The sequence below is a fragment of the Candidatus Allofournierella merdavium genome (assembly GCF_944382735.1).
GTDB lineage: Bacteria > Bacillota > Clostridia > Oscillospirales > Ruminococcaceae > Allofournierella_A > Allofournierella_A merdavium.
In genome coordinates this window covers 170,516-185,278 of the sequence record NZ_CALWND010000005.1, presented here as the reverse complement: position 1 = coordinate 185,278, position 14,763 = coordinate 170,516, and the positions used below count along the sequence as shown (strand labels likewise).

17 protein-coding genes are annotated in these 14,763 nt (G+C 65.6%); 10 read left to right on the top strand and 7 right to left on the bottom strand.

The window, feature by feature from the left end:
• The first annotated feature begins 30 nt into the window (after window positions 1-30).
• The 9 genes from ACH2A7_RS05585 (at window position 31) to ACH2A7_RS05545 (ending at window position 8,993) form a co-directional block, all read left to right on the top strand.
• On the top strand, window positions 31-1,212 hold the full coding sequence (locus ACH2A7_RS05585) for a DEAD/DEAH box helicase (RefSeq protein ID WP_394960691.1): 1,182 nt from the start codon (window positions 31-33) through the stop codon (window positions 1,210-1,212).
• Window positions 1,213-1,339: 127 nt separating this feature from the next.
• Window positions 1,340-1,981 carry a MerR family transcriptional regulator gene (locus ACH2A7_RS05580; protein ID WP_394960690.1) on the top strand — a complete coding sequence of 214 codons (642 nt, stop codon included), beginning with the start codon at window positions 1,340-1,342 and terminating at the stop codon, window positions 1,979-1,981.
• The gene (locus tag ACH2A7_RS05575; protein ID WP_394960737.1) at window positions 1,962-2,276 is read left to right on the top strand and encodes a heavy metal-binding domain-containing protein; all 315 of its coding nucleotides are present in this window, start codon (window positions 1,962-1,964) and stop codon (window positions 2,274-2,276) included. Before ACH2A7_RS05580 ends, ACH2A7_RS05575 begins: the two co-directional genes overlap by 20 nt.
• A gap of 21 nt (window positions 2,277-2,297) precedes the next feature.
• On the top strand, window positions 2,298-3,077 hold the full coding sequence (locus ACH2A7_RS05570) for a YhfC family glutamic-type intramembrane protease (protein WP_394960689.1): 780 nt from the start codon (window positions 2,298-2,300) through the stop codon (window positions 3,075-3,077).
• Between the two features lie 294 nt (window positions 3,078-3,371).
• Window positions 3,372-4,550 carry a BMP family ABC transporter substrate-binding protein gene (locus ACH2A7_RS05565; RefSeq protein WP_394960688.1) on the top strand — a complete coding sequence of 393 codons (1,179 nt, stop codon included), beginning with the start codon at window positions 3,372-3,374 and terminating at the stop codon, window positions 4,548-4,550.
• Window positions 4,551-4,640: 90 nt separating this feature from the next.
• A complete protein-coding gene (locus tag ACH2A7_RS05560) occupies window positions 4,641-6,179 on the top strand; it encodes an ABC transporter ATP-binding protein (RefSeq protein WP_394960687.1) in 1,539 nt (512 codons plus the stop codon).
• Window positions 6,176-7,276: an ABC transporter permease gene (locus tag ACH2A7_RS05555; RefSeq protein WP_394960686.1), complete on the top strand. Its 1,101-nt coding sequence runs from the start codon at window positions 6,176-6,178 to the stop codon at window positions 7,274-7,276. Before ACH2A7_RS05560 ends, ACH2A7_RS05555 begins: the two co-directional genes overlap by 4 nt.
• Window positions 7,277-7,279: 3 nt before the next feature.
• Entirely contained in the window at window positions 7,280-8,236 is a 957-nt protein-coding gene (locus tag ACH2A7_RS05550) for an ABC transporter permease (protein ID WP_394960685.1), read from the top strand.
• A gap of 151 nt (window positions 8,237-8,387) precedes the next feature.
• On the top strand, window positions 8,388-8,993 hold the full coding sequence (locus ACH2A7_RS05545; protein WP_394960684.1) for a helix-turn-helix domain-containing protein: 606 nt from the start codon (window positions 8,388-8,390) through the stop codon (window positions 8,991-8,993).
• Between the two features lie 117 nt (window positions 8,994-9,110).
• Here ACH2A7_RS05545 and ACH2A7_RS05540 read toward each other — a convergent pair whose 3' ends face one another.
• Genes ACH2A7_RS05540 through ACH2A7_RS05515 form a run of 6 tightly spaced genes read right to left on the bottom strand, consistent with a single transcriptional unit; the run spans window position 9,111 to window position 12,829 of the window.
• Window positions 9,111-9,632, bottom strand: coding sequence for a GNAT family N-acetyltransferase (locus ACH2A7_RS05540; protein ID WP_394960683.1), 522 nt, complete (start codon window positions 9,630-9,632; stop codon window positions 9,111-9,113).
• 14 nt (window positions 9,633-9,646) lie between these two features.
• Entirely contained in the window at window positions 9,647-9,970 is a 324-nt protein-coding gene (locus ACH2A7_RS05535; protein WP_394960682.1) for a branched-chain amino acid transporter permease, read from the bottom strand.
• A 1-nt stretch (window position 9,971) separates the two neighbouring features.
• Complete coding sequence (locus ACH2A7_RS05530; protein WP_394960681.1) at window positions 9,972-10,676, bottom strand: AzlC family ABC transporter permease; 705 nt, start codon at window positions 10,674-10,676, stop codon at window positions 9,972-9,974.
• A 24-nt stretch (window positions 10,677-10,700) separates the two neighbouring features.
• Entirely contained in the window at window positions 10,701-11,567 is an 867-nt protein-coding gene (locus tag ACH2A7_RS05525) for an EamA family transporter (protein ID WP_394960680.1), read from the bottom strand.
• Between the two features lie 24 nt (window positions 11,568-11,591).
• Complete coding sequence (locus tag ACH2A7_RS05520) at window positions 11,592-12,053, bottom strand: threonine/serine exporter family protein (protein WP_394960679.1); 462 nt, start codon at window positions 12,051-12,053, stop codon at window positions 11,592-11,594.
• Window positions 12,050-12,829 carry a threonine/serine exporter family protein gene (locus ACH2A7_RS05515; protein ID WP_394960678.1) on the bottom strand — a complete coding sequence of 260 codons (780 nt, stop codon included), beginning with the start codon at window positions 12,827-12,829 and terminating at the stop codon, window positions 12,050-12,052. Before ACH2A7_RS05515 ends, ACH2A7_RS05520 begins: the two co-directional genes overlap by 4 nt.
• A 118-nt stretch (window positions 12,830-12,947) precedes the next feature.
• Between ACH2A7_RS05515 and ACH2A7_RS05510 the strand changes: the two genes are divergently transcribed.
• The gene (locus ACH2A7_RS05510; protein WP_394960677.1) at window positions 12,948-13,292 is read left to right on the top strand and encodes a hypothetical protein; all 345 of its coding nucleotides are present in this window, start codon (window positions 12,948-12,950) and stop codon (window positions 13,290-13,292) included.
• A 71-nt stretch (window positions 13,293-13,363) separates the two neighbouring features.
• Here ACH2A7_RS05510 and ACH2A7_RS05505 read toward each other — a convergent pair whose 3' ends face one another.
• On the bottom strand, window positions 13,364-14,710 hold the full coding sequence (locus ACH2A7_RS05505; RefSeq protein ID WP_394960676.1) for an MATE family efflux transporter: 1,347 nt from the start codon (window positions 14,708-14,710) through the stop codon (window positions 13,364-13,366).
• Window positions 14,711-14,763: the final 53 nt, after the last annotated feature.

Below are 14,763 nucleotides of genomic sequence, written 5' to 3'. Positions count from 1 at the left end.
GGGGCGGGCCACAGAACGGAGAAAAGGAATATGCTGTACAAGGACCTTGCCGGCGTGCGGCCGGAGATTTTGCAGGCGGTGGAGCGCATGGGCTTCACCGAGATGACCGAGGTGCAGGAAAAGACCATCCCGGTGATGATGGCGGGCCACGACGTGATCGCCAAGGCCCCCACCGGCACCGGCAAGACCTGCGCTTTCGGCATCCCCATCATCGAGCGCATCGACCCCGCCCGGCTGCTGCCCCAGGCGGTGATCCTGGCCCCCACCCGGGAGCTGGCCCAGCAGATCGCCGGGGACCTGGAGGACCTGACCCACTTTCTGCCGGACATCCGCACCGTCTGCGTCTACGGCGGGGCGGACATGCAAAAGCAGGCAAACCGCCTGAAAAAGGGCTGTCAGATCGTGGTGGCCACCCCCGGCCGGCTGATGGACCACATGCGCCACAAGAGCATCAACGTGAGCGAGGTCACCAGCATCGTGCTGGACGAGGCGGACGAGATGCTGAACATGGGCTTTTACAAGGATGTGCGCAAGATCATCGACGCCATGAAGGCCCGCAAAAGCCTGTGCATGTTCAGCGCCACCATCAGCCGCGAGGTGATGGACATCGGCTGGCTCTACCAGCGGGACGCGGAGGAGATCATCGTGCAGCCGGTCCAGGCCAGCCAGCCCAAGATCACCCAGTACACCCTGTGCACCACCGGCCGCTCCAAACTGGCGGACCTGGCCCAGATCATCATCTCCGGCGGCCACAAGCGGGTGATGGTGTTCTGCAACACCAAGTTCACCACCGCCAGCCTCACCAACCAGCTGGCGCGGCTCCACTTTGTCACCGACTGCCTCCACGGCGACCTCTCCCAGGGCGAGCGCAACAAGATCATGGCCGCCTTCCGGGAGGGCAAGATCGCCGTGCTGGTGGCCACCGACGTGGCCGCCCGGGGCATCGACGTGGAGGACGTGGACGCGGTGATCAACTACGAGGTGCCCACCTCCAACGAGTATTATACCCACCGCATCGGCCGCACCGGCCGGGCCAAGAAGGAGGGCGTGTCCTACCTGCTTTACGACGCGTCCGAGAAAAAGCGGGTGGATGAACTGCTGCGCCTCACCCGCAGCAAGGCCACTCCGGTGCACTGGGACGAAGGCCACACCAAACTCATCGAGGAGCAGGTGGACACCGGCGACAAGTTCCAGATCCGCAGCTATTTCTGAACAGACCCGACAGGCCGCGCCCCGCAGTTTTCCGCCCGGCGCGGCTTTTTTTAAAACAAATCGCAAAAAAGCCTTGACCTTCCCCCTTGTGGATGGTTTACACTGGGCGCAGAAAGGGGGGAGAGGGTTGCGCATCAAGGAGGTGGAGGCCCGGGTGGGCCTCTCCGCCAAGAACATCCGCTTTTATGAAAAGGAGGGCCTGCTGGCCCCCCGGCGGCAGGCGAGCAACGGCTACCGTGACTACGACGATGCCGACCTGGAAAGCCTGCGGCGGATCAAGCTGCTGCGCAAGCTGGATGTGCCGCTGGAGGAGATACGGGCCATGCTCACCGGGGCGCTGACCCTGGACGAGGGGATGCGCCGGCACCTGGTGGTGCTGGAGGGCCGCCGCAAAAACCTGGACAACGCCCGCCGGCTCTGCGCCGGGCTGGCAGGCAGGCCCGGCCCGCTGGCCGGCCTGGACCCGGAGGCGGCGCTGGAGGAGATGGCCCGTCTGGAACAGGAGGGGGTGCGCTTTATCGACGTGCAAAAGACCGACCGAAAGAAAAAGGCCCACGGGGCCTGGCTGTCCGCCCTGGTGTTCGTCGCCCTGATGGCGATGATGGAGGGGCTGATGGTCTGGGCCGTCACCACCGACCCGGTGCCGCTGCCGGTGGCGCTGCTGCTGGCGGGCTGGCCCGCGGTGCTGGCCGTGGGGGCGCTGCTGGCGCTGCGCCAGCGGCTCAAAGAGATACGAAAGGGTGAAGAAGATGCTTATCGCAACTACTGAGAACATTCCCGGCCGCCGCTACGAGGTGCTGGGCATCGTCAAGGGCAACGTGGTCCAGAGCAAGAACTTCGGCAAGGACTTCATGAGCGCCATGAAGACCCTGGTGGGCGGCGAGATCACCGCCTACACCGAGATGCTGGGCGAGGCGAGGCAGATCGCCTCCGGCCGGATGGTGGCGGAGGCCGAGGCTCTGGGCGCGGACGCCATCGTGGCCATGCGCTACGCCTCCTCCAGCGTGATGCAGGGGGCCGCCGAGTGCATCGCCTACGGCACCGCCGTCAAATTCATCGACTGAAAAGGCGGGGAGGAACGAGCCATGACATTCGCTCTCTCCGGCGCCCAGATCGCCGCCTTTTCCGTCGCCGCACTGTGCACCCTGGTGCTGCCGGTGGCGCTGCTCATCCTGCTGGGCGCGCTGAAGAAGATCCGCCTCGCGCCCCTGGCCCTGGGCTTTGTGAGCTTCTTTGTGAGCCAGATGGTGCTGCGGCTGCCCCTGCTGCAGCTGCTCACCGCCTCCGGCGCGCTGAACGCCTTCGCCGCCCACACGGTGCTCTACGCTGTGGTGGTGGGCGGGCTGTCCGCCGGCCTCTTTGAGGAGAGCGCCCGGCTGGGCGGTGCGGCCATCCTGAAAAACAACCGCACCTGGAAGGACATGGTCAGCTTCGGGCTGGGCCACGGCCTGTGCGAGGTGATGACGGTGACGGGCATGGCCTACCTGAACTACCTGCTGCTGGCCGCCGCCCTGGCAAACCCCGGCGGGCCGCTGGGCGCGCTGCTGGCCGGGCTGGACAGCGCCGCCCTCGCCCAACTGGCCGCCCAGCTGGCAGCCATCGGCCCGGGCCTTGTGGCCCTGGCCCTGCTGGAGCGGGTGAGCGCCGTGCTCTTTCACCTCTTCGCCACCAGCCTTGTGTTCACCGCTGTCATCCGCCGGCGCCCGGGCTGGTATCTGGCCGCCATCGCCGCCCACACCCTCTTCAACTCGGTGGCGGTGCTGCTGGCCGGCGCGGGCATGGTGGTCACCGAGCTGGCCCTGCTGGCCCTGGGCCTTTGCGGGGGCGGGTATGTGCTGGCGGCAAAGCGGAAATGGCCCGCGTAACGCTTGCACATTCGTCCACGAAATCAAAAGTGAAAAGTCATACTTTTCCGATGGCGAAATATCCCGAAAACCCGCATGGCAGGCCGCTGTGCGGGTTTTGCTTTGGCGCAGACGAACAAAAAACCATTGTGCAAATGAATGCCCTCTTGGCGAAAGCGACGAAGTTGGCGAAATGTGTTGAAATCGTGAAGGATGCAGTCTACAATAAAGGATGTTCCGAACAGGGGGTAAGTCCTTGCGGCTTACCCCGTTTCTTATTTTCCTGCAAAAATCAAAACAGGAGGAAAACGAACCATGAAAAAGCTTCTCAGCATCCTGTTGGCGGGCGCCATGGCCCTGAGCCTCGCGGCCTGCGGCGGCGACGCCGGCACCGGCGCCAGCCAGCCGGCCTCCGGCAGCGTCTCCACCGGCGCGGCCACCTCCGGCGAAGCCACCACCGGCGGCATCCCCAAGGATCAGATCAAGGTGGGCGTGATCCATCTGTCCGACCCCGCCGAGGGCAGCGGCTATACCTACACCCACGACCAGGGCATCATCGGCATGCAGAAGAACCTGGGCCTTTCTGACGACCAGATCGTGCGCAAGATCTCGGTGGACGACACCGACGCCGCCGCCGTGGAGACCGCCATCACCGAGTGCATCGAGGAAGGCTGCAACATCATCTTCGCTACCTCCTGGGGCTATATGGACACCTGCGAGGCCCTGGCCGAGGAGTATCCCGACGTGATCTTCAGCCACGGCACCGGCTACAAATCCAACGGCACCAACTTCAACAACTACTTCGGCCGCATCTACCAGGCCCGCTACCTCAGCGGCATTGTGGCCGGTATGAAGACCCAGTCGAACAAGATCGGCTATGTGGCCGCCATGGGCCAGGAGAACGGCGAGGTCACCAGCGGCTGCAACGCCTTCGCCATGGGCGTGGCCAGCGTGAACCCCGACGCCCAGGTGTATGTGAGCGTCACCAACAGCTGGTTTGATCCCGAGGGCGAGAAGCAGGCCGCCGAGCGGCTGATCGCCGAGGGCTGCGACGTGATCGGCCAGCACTGCGACACCCCCAACCCCCAGACCGCCGCCGAGGAGCACGGCGTGTGGGGCGTGGGCTACAACAGCGACATGACCAAGGACGCCCCCGGCGCCACCCTCACCAGCGTGATGTGGGACTGGAGCGTCTACTACACCAAGGCCGTGCAGAACGTCATTGACGGCACCTGGGTGGCCGGCGAGAAGGTGGACAACTACTTCGGCGACATGGCCGACGGCCTGGTGGTGCTGGGCGAGTTCAACACCGATCTTGTCACCGAGGATATGATCGCCAAGGTGGAAGAGGTCAAGGCCAAGATCGTCTCCGGCGAGTGGGATGTGTTCGACGGCGTTACCGAGCTGAAGGACAACGAGGGCAACACCCACACCCTGGAGGGCGCCGACTACGGCAGCTGCAACTGGTACTACGAGAACGTGAACGTTCTGTAAGGCCGGCTTTCACACGCAAAGAAAAGGGCGGTCTCCCGACCGCCCTTTTTCCGCTTTTCCCCTGAACACCCCGACGAGGAGGCTGAAACAATGGCACAAACGCAGTGCGCCATCCGGTGCAGCGGCATCACCAAGACCTTCGGCAGCGTGGTGGCCAACGACGCCATCGACCTGGAGGTGAACTATGGCGAGGTGCTGGCGCTGCTGGGCGAGAACGGCAGCGGCAAGACCACATTGATGAACATGCTCTCGGGCATCTACCACCCGGACGCCGGCCAGATCTTCGTGAACGGGCAGTCGGTGTCCATCGCCTCTCCGGTGGACGCCCGGGCCCTGGGCATCGGCATGATCCACCAGCACTTCAAGCTGGTGGATGTGTTCACCGCCATGGAGAACATCGTGCTGGGCATGCCCGGCCGCATGCCCTCCCGCAGGGCGCTGCGGGCGGAGGTGCAGTCCCTCTGCGCCGGCTACGGCCTGGAGATCGACCCGGAAAAACCGGTCTATGAGATGAGCGTCTCCGAAAAGCAGACGGTGGAGATCTTGAAGGTGCTCTACCGGGGCGCGAAGATCCTCATCCTGGACGAGCCCACCGCCGTGCTCACCCCCCAGGAGACCGAAAAGCTGTTTGACATCCTGCGGCAGATGAAGGCCAAGGGCTGCGCGGTGATCATCATCACCCACAAGCTGAACGAGGTGCTGGCCATCAGCGACCGGGTCACCATCCTGCGCAAGGGAAAAAGCGTGGACACGGTGGCCACCGCCGACGTGGACGCGAACCTGCTCACTGAAAAGATGGTGGGCCACGCGGTGAGCCTGGCCATCCGCCGCCCCGAGCCCCACGACGTGCACACCATCCTGAAGGTGGTGGACCTGACGGTGGAAAAGCCGGACGGCAGCCTGGGCCTGGACGACGTGAGTTTCCACATCCACAGCGGCGAAATTTTGGGCGTGGCGGGCGTTGCCGGCAGCGGCCAGAAGGAGCTGTGCGAGTGCATTGCGGGCCTTGTGCCCGCCAAAAAGGGCGCGGTGCTCTACAAAAAGGAGAACATCCTGGGCAAGAGCCCCGAGGCCATCATCGACCTGGGCATCTCCATGAGTTTTGTGCCCGAGGACCGGCTGGGCATGGGCCTGGTGGCCAGCATGGGCATGACCGACAACATGCTGCTGAAAAGCTACCGCGCCGGCAAGGGCCCCTTTGTGGACCGGGCTCCCGCCCGGGCGCTGGCCAAAAAGCTGGTGGAGGAACTGTCCATCGTCACGCCGGGCATTGAGACCCCGGTGCGGCTGATGAGCGGCGGCAACGTGCAAAAGGTGCTGCTGGGCCGGGAAATTGAATCCGACCCGAACCTGCTCATCACCGCCTACCCCGTGCGGGGCCTGGACATCAACTCCAGCTACCTCATCTATGACCTGCTCAACAAGCAGAAGGAGAAGGGCGTGGCGGTGATGTTCATCGGCGAGGACCTGGACGTGCTGCTGGAACTGTGCGACCGCATCCTGGTGCTCTGCCACGGCAAGATCACCGGCGTGGTGAAGGCCGGCGAGGTCACCAAGGAGCAGATCGGCCTGATGATGACCGGCGAGATGACCGAGGAAGAAAAACAAAAGGAGGCGGCCGAGCGATGAGCACACCTGTCAAGACCCACCGGGAGCCGCTGCTGCACACGGTGAAACACGCCGAGCGCAGCGGCCGGCAGACGGTGGCCCTGCGCCTTGCGGCGGTGGCCCTGAGCCTGGTGGCCGGCGGCATCTTCATCCTGGCCATCGGCCAGAACCCCTTCGCGGTGTACGCCACCATCGTCAAGGGCGCCTTCCGCAGCCCGCTGGCCATCCAGTCCACCATCAAGTACACCATCCCCCTGTGCATCTGCGCGCTGGGGGTGACGCTGGCCTTCAAAATGCGCTTTTGGAACATCGGCGGCGAGGGCCAGCTGATCATGGGCGGCGTGTTCGCCACCTTCTTCGCCCTCTTCTGCACCGGCTGGCCCCACCCGCTGCTGCTGGCGGCCATGTTCGTGGCGGGGGCCCTCGGCGGCGGGCTGTGGGGCCTTTTGCCCGCGGTGTTCAAAAGCCGCTGGAACACCAACGAGACCCTGTTCACCCTGATGCTCAACTACATCGCGCTGCACATCGTCTCCTGGCTGCAGTCCGGCCCCTGGCGGGACGAGGCGGCCAACGGCTTCAACAAGATCGCCCGGTTCGACAAAAACGCCGGGCTGGACAAGGTGCTGGGCGTCCACTTCGGCTGGATCATCATGCTGGTGCTGGTGGCGCTGGTGTGGGTGTACCTGAAGTACACCAAACAGGGCTACGAGATCAGCGTGGTGGGCGAAAGCCAGGACACCGCCCGCTACGCCGGCATCCGGGTGAAGAAGGTGGTGCTGCGCACCATGTTCCTCTCCGGCGCCATCGCCGGCATCGCCGGCGTGTGCCAGGTGGGCGGCAGCGACATGACCCTCTCCATGGGGGTGGCCGGCGGCGTGGGCTTCACCGCCATCATCGTGGCCTGGCTGTGCCAGCTGAACCCCGGCATGATTTTGGTGGTGAGTTTCCTGTTCAGCGTGCTGGAAAAGGGCAGCGGCGTGGTGCAGAGCGAGTTCGGCCTCTCGGCGGACAGCGCCGACGTGCTCCAGGGCGTCATCCTCTTCTTCATCCTGGCCAGCGAGTTCTTTGTGCGCTACGGCTTTGCCGTGCGCAAAAAGCAGCCGAAAGGAGGCGCGTGAACCATGGATCTGTTCATCAAATTCCTGGTGGCCGCCGTGGGCGCGGGCACCCCGCTGCTCTTCGGCACCGTGGGCGAGATCCTCAACGAGAAGGTGGGCCACCTGAACCTGGGCGTGGAGGGCATGATGGCCATCGGCGCCTGTGCCGGCTTCATGACGGGCTACCTTTCCGACAACTTCGCCCTGGCCCTGCTGGCGGCCTTCGCCGCCGGCGTGCTGGCCGCGGGGGTCTATGCGGTGCTCACCGTCACCTTCCTGGCCAATCAGAACGTGGCGGGCCTGACCATGACCATCTTCGGGGTGGGCCTGTCCAACTTCATCGGGGTGTACATGGTGGGCAAAAGCGAGACCAGCACCCTCAAGCTGCCGGAGAACGTCACCGCCCAGATGCGCAGCGTCCATCTGCCGGTGCTGAGCGACCTGCCGGTGGTGGGGGAGCTGCTGTTCAGCTACAACCCCTTCGTCTACATCGGCATCCTGGTGGCCGCCGTCTGCGGCTACTATCTCTACCGCACCAAGACCGGCCTGAACGTGCAGGCCATCGGCGAGAACCCCGCCGCGGCGGACGCCGCCTCCATCCCCGTCAATCGCTGGAAGTACATCAACATCCTCCTGGGCGGCGGCATCTGCGGCATCGGCGGTGCCTACTGCTCCATGATCATCAACAGCGGCGTGTGGATCTCCAACAGCGTCAACGGCCTGGGCTGGATCGCGGTGGCCCTGGTCATCTTCGCCGCCTGGAAGCCCCATGTGGCCATCCTGGGCTCCTTCGTGTTCGGCGCCCTGCGGGTGCTCAAGTACTACAAGGTGGGCCTGATGGCCGGCTGGCCCGACGCCTTCTTCGACATGCTGCCCTTCCTCATCACCGCGCTGGTGCTGGTGTTCACCAGCATCCGGGGCAGCAAGGGGGCCCACATCCCCGCCAGCCTCGGCGTCAACTACTTCCGCGAGGAGCGGTAAACTTCAGAAAAAACGCCCGGGCGCGCGCCCGGGCGTTTTTTTGCGCAAAAAGGGGCCGTGCAACCTCCGGTTGACGGATTGACAGGCAAAAGGGGTAGCCCCGCCACCGCCCTTTCTGCTATGATGGGGGAGACGAAAGGAGGCGCTGCCCATGGATATGGCACAGAGGATGCAGCAGCTGCGAAGATCGAAGGGGCTGTCCCAGGAGGAACTGGCCGGGCGGCTGGGCGTCTCCCGGCAGGCGGTGTCCAAATGGGAGGGCGGCCAGAGCGCGCCGGACGCGGAAAAGATCGTGGCCCTCAGCGAGGGGTTCGGCGTGACTACCGACTGGCTTTTGAAGGGGGTCGAACCGGCGGAGGAAAAGGGCGGCGCAAGGCGGAAGCTGGCGGGCCGCATCCTCTTTGCGGCTTCGCCCGCCTTTGTGGCCGCGGGGCTGCTGCTGGCCGTGGCGGGGGAATGGGAGGGCAGCACCTTTGTGCGCTGCGCCGGCCTCATCGTGCAGGTGATGGGCGTGGCCCTCTATTTCATCGGCCGTGTGCTGACGGGGGAGAAGGGTCCCTTCTGGGCCGCCTGGCTGGATGTGGCGTGTATCGCCTTTCTGCCGGTGCGGTTTGTGATGGGGTGGGGCGTGTTCCTTACCCCCGTGACGTGGTTCGTGCCCTTCGAGGCGGCGAAGATCGTCCACGACCTGCTCTGCTGGCCGGCGTATCTGGCGGTGCTTGCGGTCAGCTTTTTGCTGTTGAAGAAGCGGAAATGACAAAGCCGGGGGCGGCACGGGAAACCCGCGGCCCCGCCGCCGGGACCCTGCGGGCAACATAACAACGGGGCGGCCCCTGCGAGCCTGGATGGCTCGGGGGGCCGCCCCGTTTTCGATTCACAGTTTGATCCAGTACCGCTGTTCGGTCACGCCGTCCACGGCCACCTCGTTTTCCAGCACGCCGCCGTTTTTTTGGATGGTGCGGGCGCTGGCGGCGTTCGTTTTGTCGCAGACCATCAGCACCCGGTCAAGGCCCAGCGCCCGGCACTCCTCCAGCGCCAGGGCGATCATGGCGGTGCCATAGCCTTTGCCCCGGGCCAAGGGGCGCACCCCGTCGCCGATGTGGCCGCCGTTTAACAGCAGGGCATCGTTCAGCCGGTGGCGGATGTTCACCGCCCCCACCAGCCTGCCGCTCTCCTCGTCCAGGCAGAAGAAGGTGGAGTCCGGCACGAGACCCTCTTTTGCCGCCTGGGCCTCGCTCACCTCAAGGCTTTCGAGGTAGGCGGCAAAATCGCCGCGGGGGTCTGCCTTGCGGATGGCATAGGGAATAATGGTTTCGCCCGTGGCCATCCACTCGTCCATCATCTCCAGAATCAGGGGCCGCAGGGCCGCGCTGTCCTTGACCAGTTTCAGCTTCATGGCGTTTTCCTCCCTCACAGGGGCAGGCGCAGCAGCAGCATGTACACCGCCGTGCCCCCGAAAATGCTTAAAAGGGTGTTGCGCCGCCACAGGTGCAGCGCCGCCGTCACCGCCAGCGCCCCCAGCTGGAAGGCGGCCTCCAGCCCGCCGGCGGCGGGCAGGCCCTTCAGGCAGTAGACCACCAGAATGGCAATGATGGCCCCGGGCAGCACTTCGCCCAGATACCGCACCGCCGCCGGCATGGCGCGCTTTCCGCCGAACACCGCGAAGGGGGCTGCGCGGGTGAAGAGGGTCACCCCGGCGGCGATGAGCAGTACCCACAGAGGATAGAGTTCCATCTCACGCCGCCTCCTTTTTCCGATTCAGCACCGGCCGCGCCAGCAGCAGCACCGCCACCGTGGCGCACAGGGCAGGCAGCAGGAAGTTATCCGGCCCCAGCGCCAGCAGGAACACCGCCCCGCAGCCAAGGCCCAGCAGGGCGGGCAGGTGGCTTTTGGCCCCCCGCCACTGCTCCAGAAAGATCACCAGGAACAGGGCGGTCATGGAGAAGTCGATGCCGGTGAAGTCCAGCGGCAGAGCCCCGGCAAAGGTGCCCAGCAGGCTGCCCGCCACCCAGTAGAGCTGGTCCAGCAGGGCCACCAGAAACATGGCGCCGTGCTTGTCCACCCCGGCGGGCACCTGGTCCATGCCGCAGAGCACCGAATAGGTCTCGTCGGTGAGGGAGAAGATCATGTAGAGCCGCTTTTTGCCCATGGAGGCGAAGCGCTCCACAAAGGAAAGCCCGTAGAACAGGTGCCGGGCGTTGATGAACAGGCTCATCAGCGCCACGGTGGGCAGCGCCGTGGGCGCGGCCAGAAAGCCCGCCAGCACGAACTGCAGGCTGCCCGCGTAGACCAGGCCGCTGAAGGCCAGGGCCCACAGCGCCCCGAAGCCCGCCTGCCGCAGCAGGATGCCGAAGGCGGTGCCGAGAAACAGATACCCGAACAGCACCCCCAGCGACTGCCGGAGGGCAAACCGGGCGGTGTGCCGCCAGTTCGTCTCCATCAAAATCACCTCACACAAAATGTCTCACGCCGCCAGCATGCCCAGCGTGCCGGCCACCAGCAGCGCCAGGCCCACAGCGGCCCGTCGGCTCAGCCGCTCGCCCAGCGCCAGCCGGGAGAAGGCCACCGTCACCAGGATGCTCAGCTTGTCGATGGGGGCCACCGCGCTGGCGGGCCCCAGCTGCAATGCCCGGAAATAGCACAGCCAGGAGCCGCCGGTGGCAAGGCCCGAGAGGGCGATGAACCAGCCCTCTTTGCGGCTCACCGCCGAAAGGCCCGCCGTCCTGCCGGTGGCCAGCGCCACCGCCCAGGCCATCACCAGCACCACCGCCGTGCGGATGGCGGTGCCCAGGTTCGAGTCGATGCCCGCCATGCCCGGCTTGCCCAGGATGGAGGTCAGCGCGGCGAAAAAGGCGGAGAGCAGGGCGTAGAACAGCCAGCTGTGGCCCGCCGCGGGCCGGGGCGCCCCTTCGCCGGGCTGCCAGGCCATCAGCCAGCTGCCCGCGCCGATGGCCGCCGTGCACACAAGGCGGGCGGCGCCGGGCTCCTCGCCCAGGAAGGCAAAGGCCAGCAGGATGGTGAGCACGGTGCTCAGCTTGTCCACCGGCACCACCCGGTTCACATCCCCCAGTTGCAGCGCCCGGAAGTAGCACAGCCAGGAGGCGCCGGTGGCAAGGCCGGACAGCACCAGAAATATCCACCCCGCGGGGGGGATGGCGGCGATGCCCTTCTGGGCACCGGCCAGCAGCACCACCGCCCAGGCCATGACCAGCACCACCACCGTGCGCAGGGCGGTGGCCAGGGTGGAGTCAGTTTTTCGGATGCCGCACTTGGCCAGCACCGAGGACGCCCCGGCGCACAGCGCCGAGCCGAAGGCCCACAGGACCCACATGCAAAAGACCTCTTTTCCCCTGTTTCAGCGGTCGGCCGCGGCAAAGGGCGCGGCCAGCCGGGCGAACCAGTTCGCCGGCACCTCAAAGCCCAGCAGGATGGCCAGCACCATGGCCGCCGCCAGCTTGGCGGTCTCAAAACCGGTGAGGCTCGCCCCGGCCAGATCGCCCTGTACCAGGGCGTAGGCGGTGCGGTAGATGCCCAGCCCCGGCACCAGCGGAAAGATGCCCGAGATGAGGAAGATGGTCACCGGGCAGCGCTGCTGCACCGAGGAAAAGCGGCTGATGAGCACCACCGCCAGGGTGGCCAGGAAGGTGGCCGTCAGGGTGCCCAGCGCCCCCCGCAGTGCCAGGAACACCAGCCACCCGGCGGCGCCGGTGAAGCCGCAGCGGGGGTAATACCGGGTGGGCACATGGAAGAGCAGGGAAAAGGCGATGGTCCCCAGGCCCGCAAAGAACACTTCCGAACAAAAGCGCCACACGCTCATGCCAGCGCACCTCCCAGCCGGGCCCACAGGGCCATCACCAGGCCCACGCCAAAGGCCATGCACACCACCACCAGAAATACGTCCAGCATCCGCACCGCGCCGGAGATGTAGTCCTCGTCGGCGATGTCCCGGATGGCGTTGGTAAAGGCCACCCCGGGCATCAGGGGCACCAGCGAGCCCACCGTCACCATGCTCAGCTGGCTGCCCAGCCCCAGTTCGGTGAGCAGGATGGCCGCGGCGCACACCAGCGCCCCGCCGGTGATGTTGGCGGCGATCTTGGAAAGGCGGCCCCGCACCGCCACCAGCAGGTAGAGATAGAGGGCCAGCCCCGCCACAAAGGCGGCGGCGGCGTCCGCCAGGGTGCCGCCGAAGATGTAGCAGAAGGAACCCGCCCCCACGCCGCTGGCCAGCACCCGCTGCCAGCGGGGCCGCAGGGGCATTTGCTGTATCTCCTCCAGGCGGGCGTGGGCCTGGGCGGGGGTGTGCAGCCCCCGGGCGATCTCCCGGGAAAGCTGGTTTACCGCGTCCACCTTGTCCAGCCGGCTGGCGGTGAGGGGGATGTGCCGCACCTTGGCCAGGCAGTGACGCCGGCCGTCCCGGGCGGTCATCATGATGCCGTTGCTCAGCACAAAGGGCTCGAACCCCTCGCAGCCGTAGGCGGCGGCGATGCGCTCCATCGTCTCGGTGACCCGGAAGATCTCCGCCCCGCTGGACACCAGGATCTCCCCCGCCAGCGCCACCGTTTCAAACACCAGGTCGTTCTGTTCGGCCTCCATGGCCCGGCCTCCTTCAGAAGAGGATTTGCAAAGTTCGCATATCTTCACTATAATAAAATAATCCGGGCCGGGATGCAAGAGCCGGCCCCACCCACGGCAAAGAAAGGCGGCGCGGCGCGTGATCCGGTTCAACTATCCCTATTACCCTCTCCAGTGGTACAAAAACGGCAACCCTGTCTCGGGCAACGCGGGCCAGTTCAACTACAAGGCCCTGCGCCAGGGGGAGGAACTGCGGGCCTGGTGGTGGCTGGGCCCCTGGTGCCTGGAAAAGACAAAAGAGGTGGAAACAGCCGCCTTCCCCTTCGGGCAGGAGGGCATCGACCAGGCGAAGGCCTGGCTGGAGGAGGCATTCAACGCCATTCCGCGGGAGACCATCGAGGCGAAAAGCGCCTTTCTGGACACCGAGCCCTGGACGCCTCCGGCCCCCGAGGAGGAAAAGGACGAGGACGCCCCGCCCTTTTGAAAAAACAGCAAGCGCGCCGCCGGCGGAATTTTTTCCGCCGGCGGCGCGCGTTTGCCCGTCCGGGCCCTTTGTCACACGGTTTTGATGTTGCGCCAGCCGCCCGCCTTCCAGCGGAGGATGAACAGCACCGCCCGCAGGTTCTCGTCCAGGGCAAAGGCCATCCAGATGCCCACCAGGCCCCAGCCCAGCACGATGCCGAAGAGCCAGGCGATGCCCACCCCCACGATCCACTGGCTGAGGATGCCCAAGGCCACCGGGAACTTCACGTCGCCCACCGCCTGCAGGTTGCGCACCAGCACGATGTTGAAGGAGCGGCCGATCTCCAGCACCACCTCCACCCACATGGTACGGCAGCCCAGCTCGATCACCCGGGGGTCGGTGGTGAAGATGCTGAACAGGGGCTTTGCGAAGAGGGCCAGCACCAGCGCGATGCCCACCGTGAGGGGGGAGAAGATGCGCAGCACCCGCCAGTTCTCCCGGTCGGCCCGGTCAAAGTCTTTGGCGCCGATGCAGTAGCCGATGATGATGCCCGCCGCCTGGCTCACCGCGTTCACCAGCATGTAGCACACCTGGGCGAACATGTTCAGGTACATGCGGGCGGTCACCGCGTAGGTGCCGATGATGTTCACAAACACCAGGCTGGTGCTCTGGGACAGGTTGTAGGACAGCCCTTCGCCCCCGGCGGGCAGGCCGATGCTCAACAGCCGGCGCAAAAGGTCGGTGGGGAAGGGCCGCAGCACTTTGGGGCTTAAGGTCGCGCCCTCCACGCTTTTGAAGAAGGCGAACAGCACCATCAGCATGCCGGCGGTGCGGCACAGGCTGGTGCTCAGCGCCGCGCCGGTGGCCCCCAGGCGGGGCAGCGGCCCCAGGCCGTAGATGAAGGCGGTGTTGCCCACGATGTTGATCAGGTTGATGGCGCCCGTGGAGCACATGATCACCAGCATGTGAGCGTGGGCCCGCAGAAAGGCGCTGAAGGTGAGCATCAGGGCCTGGCAGGGCAGGCTGAGCGCCGCGATGAGCAGATAGGTGCGGGCCTCCGGCACCGCCTCGGCGGGCACCTTCATCAGGGCGAACAGCCCGTCCGCCCCCAGCAGCAGCCCCAGGGTGATGACAAGGCTGATGAGCAGGTTCAGCCCGGCGGCCAGGGTGTAGATCTGGCGCACCTTCTCCTGCTGCCGCGCCCCCAGATACTGACTCAGCAGGATGGTGGCCGCCAGACTGATGACGCTGAAGGTCAAAATCAGCGTGTTCATGATCTGGTTGGCGTTGCCCACCGCCGCCACCGCCGTTTCGTTGTAGTGGCTGAGCATGATCTGGTCGATGTTGCCCACCAGCATCTGCAGCAGCAGTTCGATGAAGACCGGCCAGGTCATTCTGATAAGTGAGAACTGCATTTCACCCGTCCCGGCGTGTTTCATGTTCTTTTCCTCCCCGCAGAGCATGATCCCCTCTGAATTCACCGGTCATTATA

Coding starts and splice junctions, on each gene's coding strand:
- ACH2A7_RS05540 (WP_394960683.1), bottom strand. CDS start 9,632: ATGAAGCTGAAACTGGTCAAGGACAGCGCGGCCCTGCGGCCCCTGATT.
- ACH2A7_RS05530 (WP_394960681.1), bottom strand. CDS start 10,676: ATGGAGACGAACTGGCGGCACACCGCCCGGTTTGCCCTCCGGCAGTCG.
- ACH2A7_RS05565 (WP_394960688.1), top strand. CDS start 3,372: ATGAAAAAGCTTCTCAGCATCCTGTTGGCGGGCGCCATGGCCCTGAGC.
- ACH2A7_RS05545 (WP_394960684.1), top strand. CDS start 8,388: ATGGATATGGCACAGAGGATGCAGCAGCTGCGAAGATCGAAGGGGCTG.
- ACH2A7_RS05505 (WP_394960676.1), bottom strand. CDS start 14,710: ATGAAACACGCCGGGACGGGTGAAATGCAGTTCTCACTTATCAGAATG.
- ACH2A7_RS05515 (WP_394960678.1), bottom strand. CDS start 12,829: ATGGAGGCCGAACAGAACGACCTGGTGTTTGAAACGGTGGCGCTGGCG.
- ACH2A7_RS05535 (WP_394960682.1), bottom strand. CDS start 9,970: ATGGAACTCTATCCTCTGTGGGTACTGCTCATCGCCGCCGGGGTGACC.
- ACH2A7_RS05555 (WP_394960686.1), top strand. CDS start 6,176: ATGAGCACACCTGTCAAGACCCACCGGGAGCCGCTGCTGCACACGGTG.
- ACH2A7_RS05570 (WP_394960689.1), top strand. CDS start 2,298: ATGACATTCGCTCTCTCCGGCGCCCAGATCGCCGCCTTTTCCGTCGCC.
- ACH2A7_RS05575 (WP_394960737.1), top strand. CDS start 1,962: ATGCTTATCGCAACTACTGAGAACATTCCCGGCCGCCGCTACGAGGTG.
- ACH2A7_RS05560 (WP_394960687.1), top strand. CDS start 4,641: ATGGCACAAACGCAGTGCGCCATCCGGTGCAGCGGCATCACCAAGACC.
- ACH2A7_RS05520 (WP_394960679.1), bottom strand. CDS start 12,053: ATGAGCGTGTGGCGCTTTTGTTCGGAAGTGTTCTTTGCGGGCCTGGGG.
- ACH2A7_RS05550 (WP_394960685.1), top strand. CDS start 7,280: ATGGATCTGTTCATCAAATTCCTGGTGGCCGCCGTGGGCGCGGGCACC.
- ACH2A7_RS05585 (WP_394960691.1), top strand. CDS start 31: ATGCTGTACAAGGACCTTGCCGGCGTGCGGCCGGAGATTTTGCAGGCG.
- ACH2A7_RS05525 (WP_394960680.1), bottom strand. CDS start 11,567: ATGTGGGTCCTGTGGGCCTTCGGCTCGGCGCTGTGCGCCGGGGCGTCC.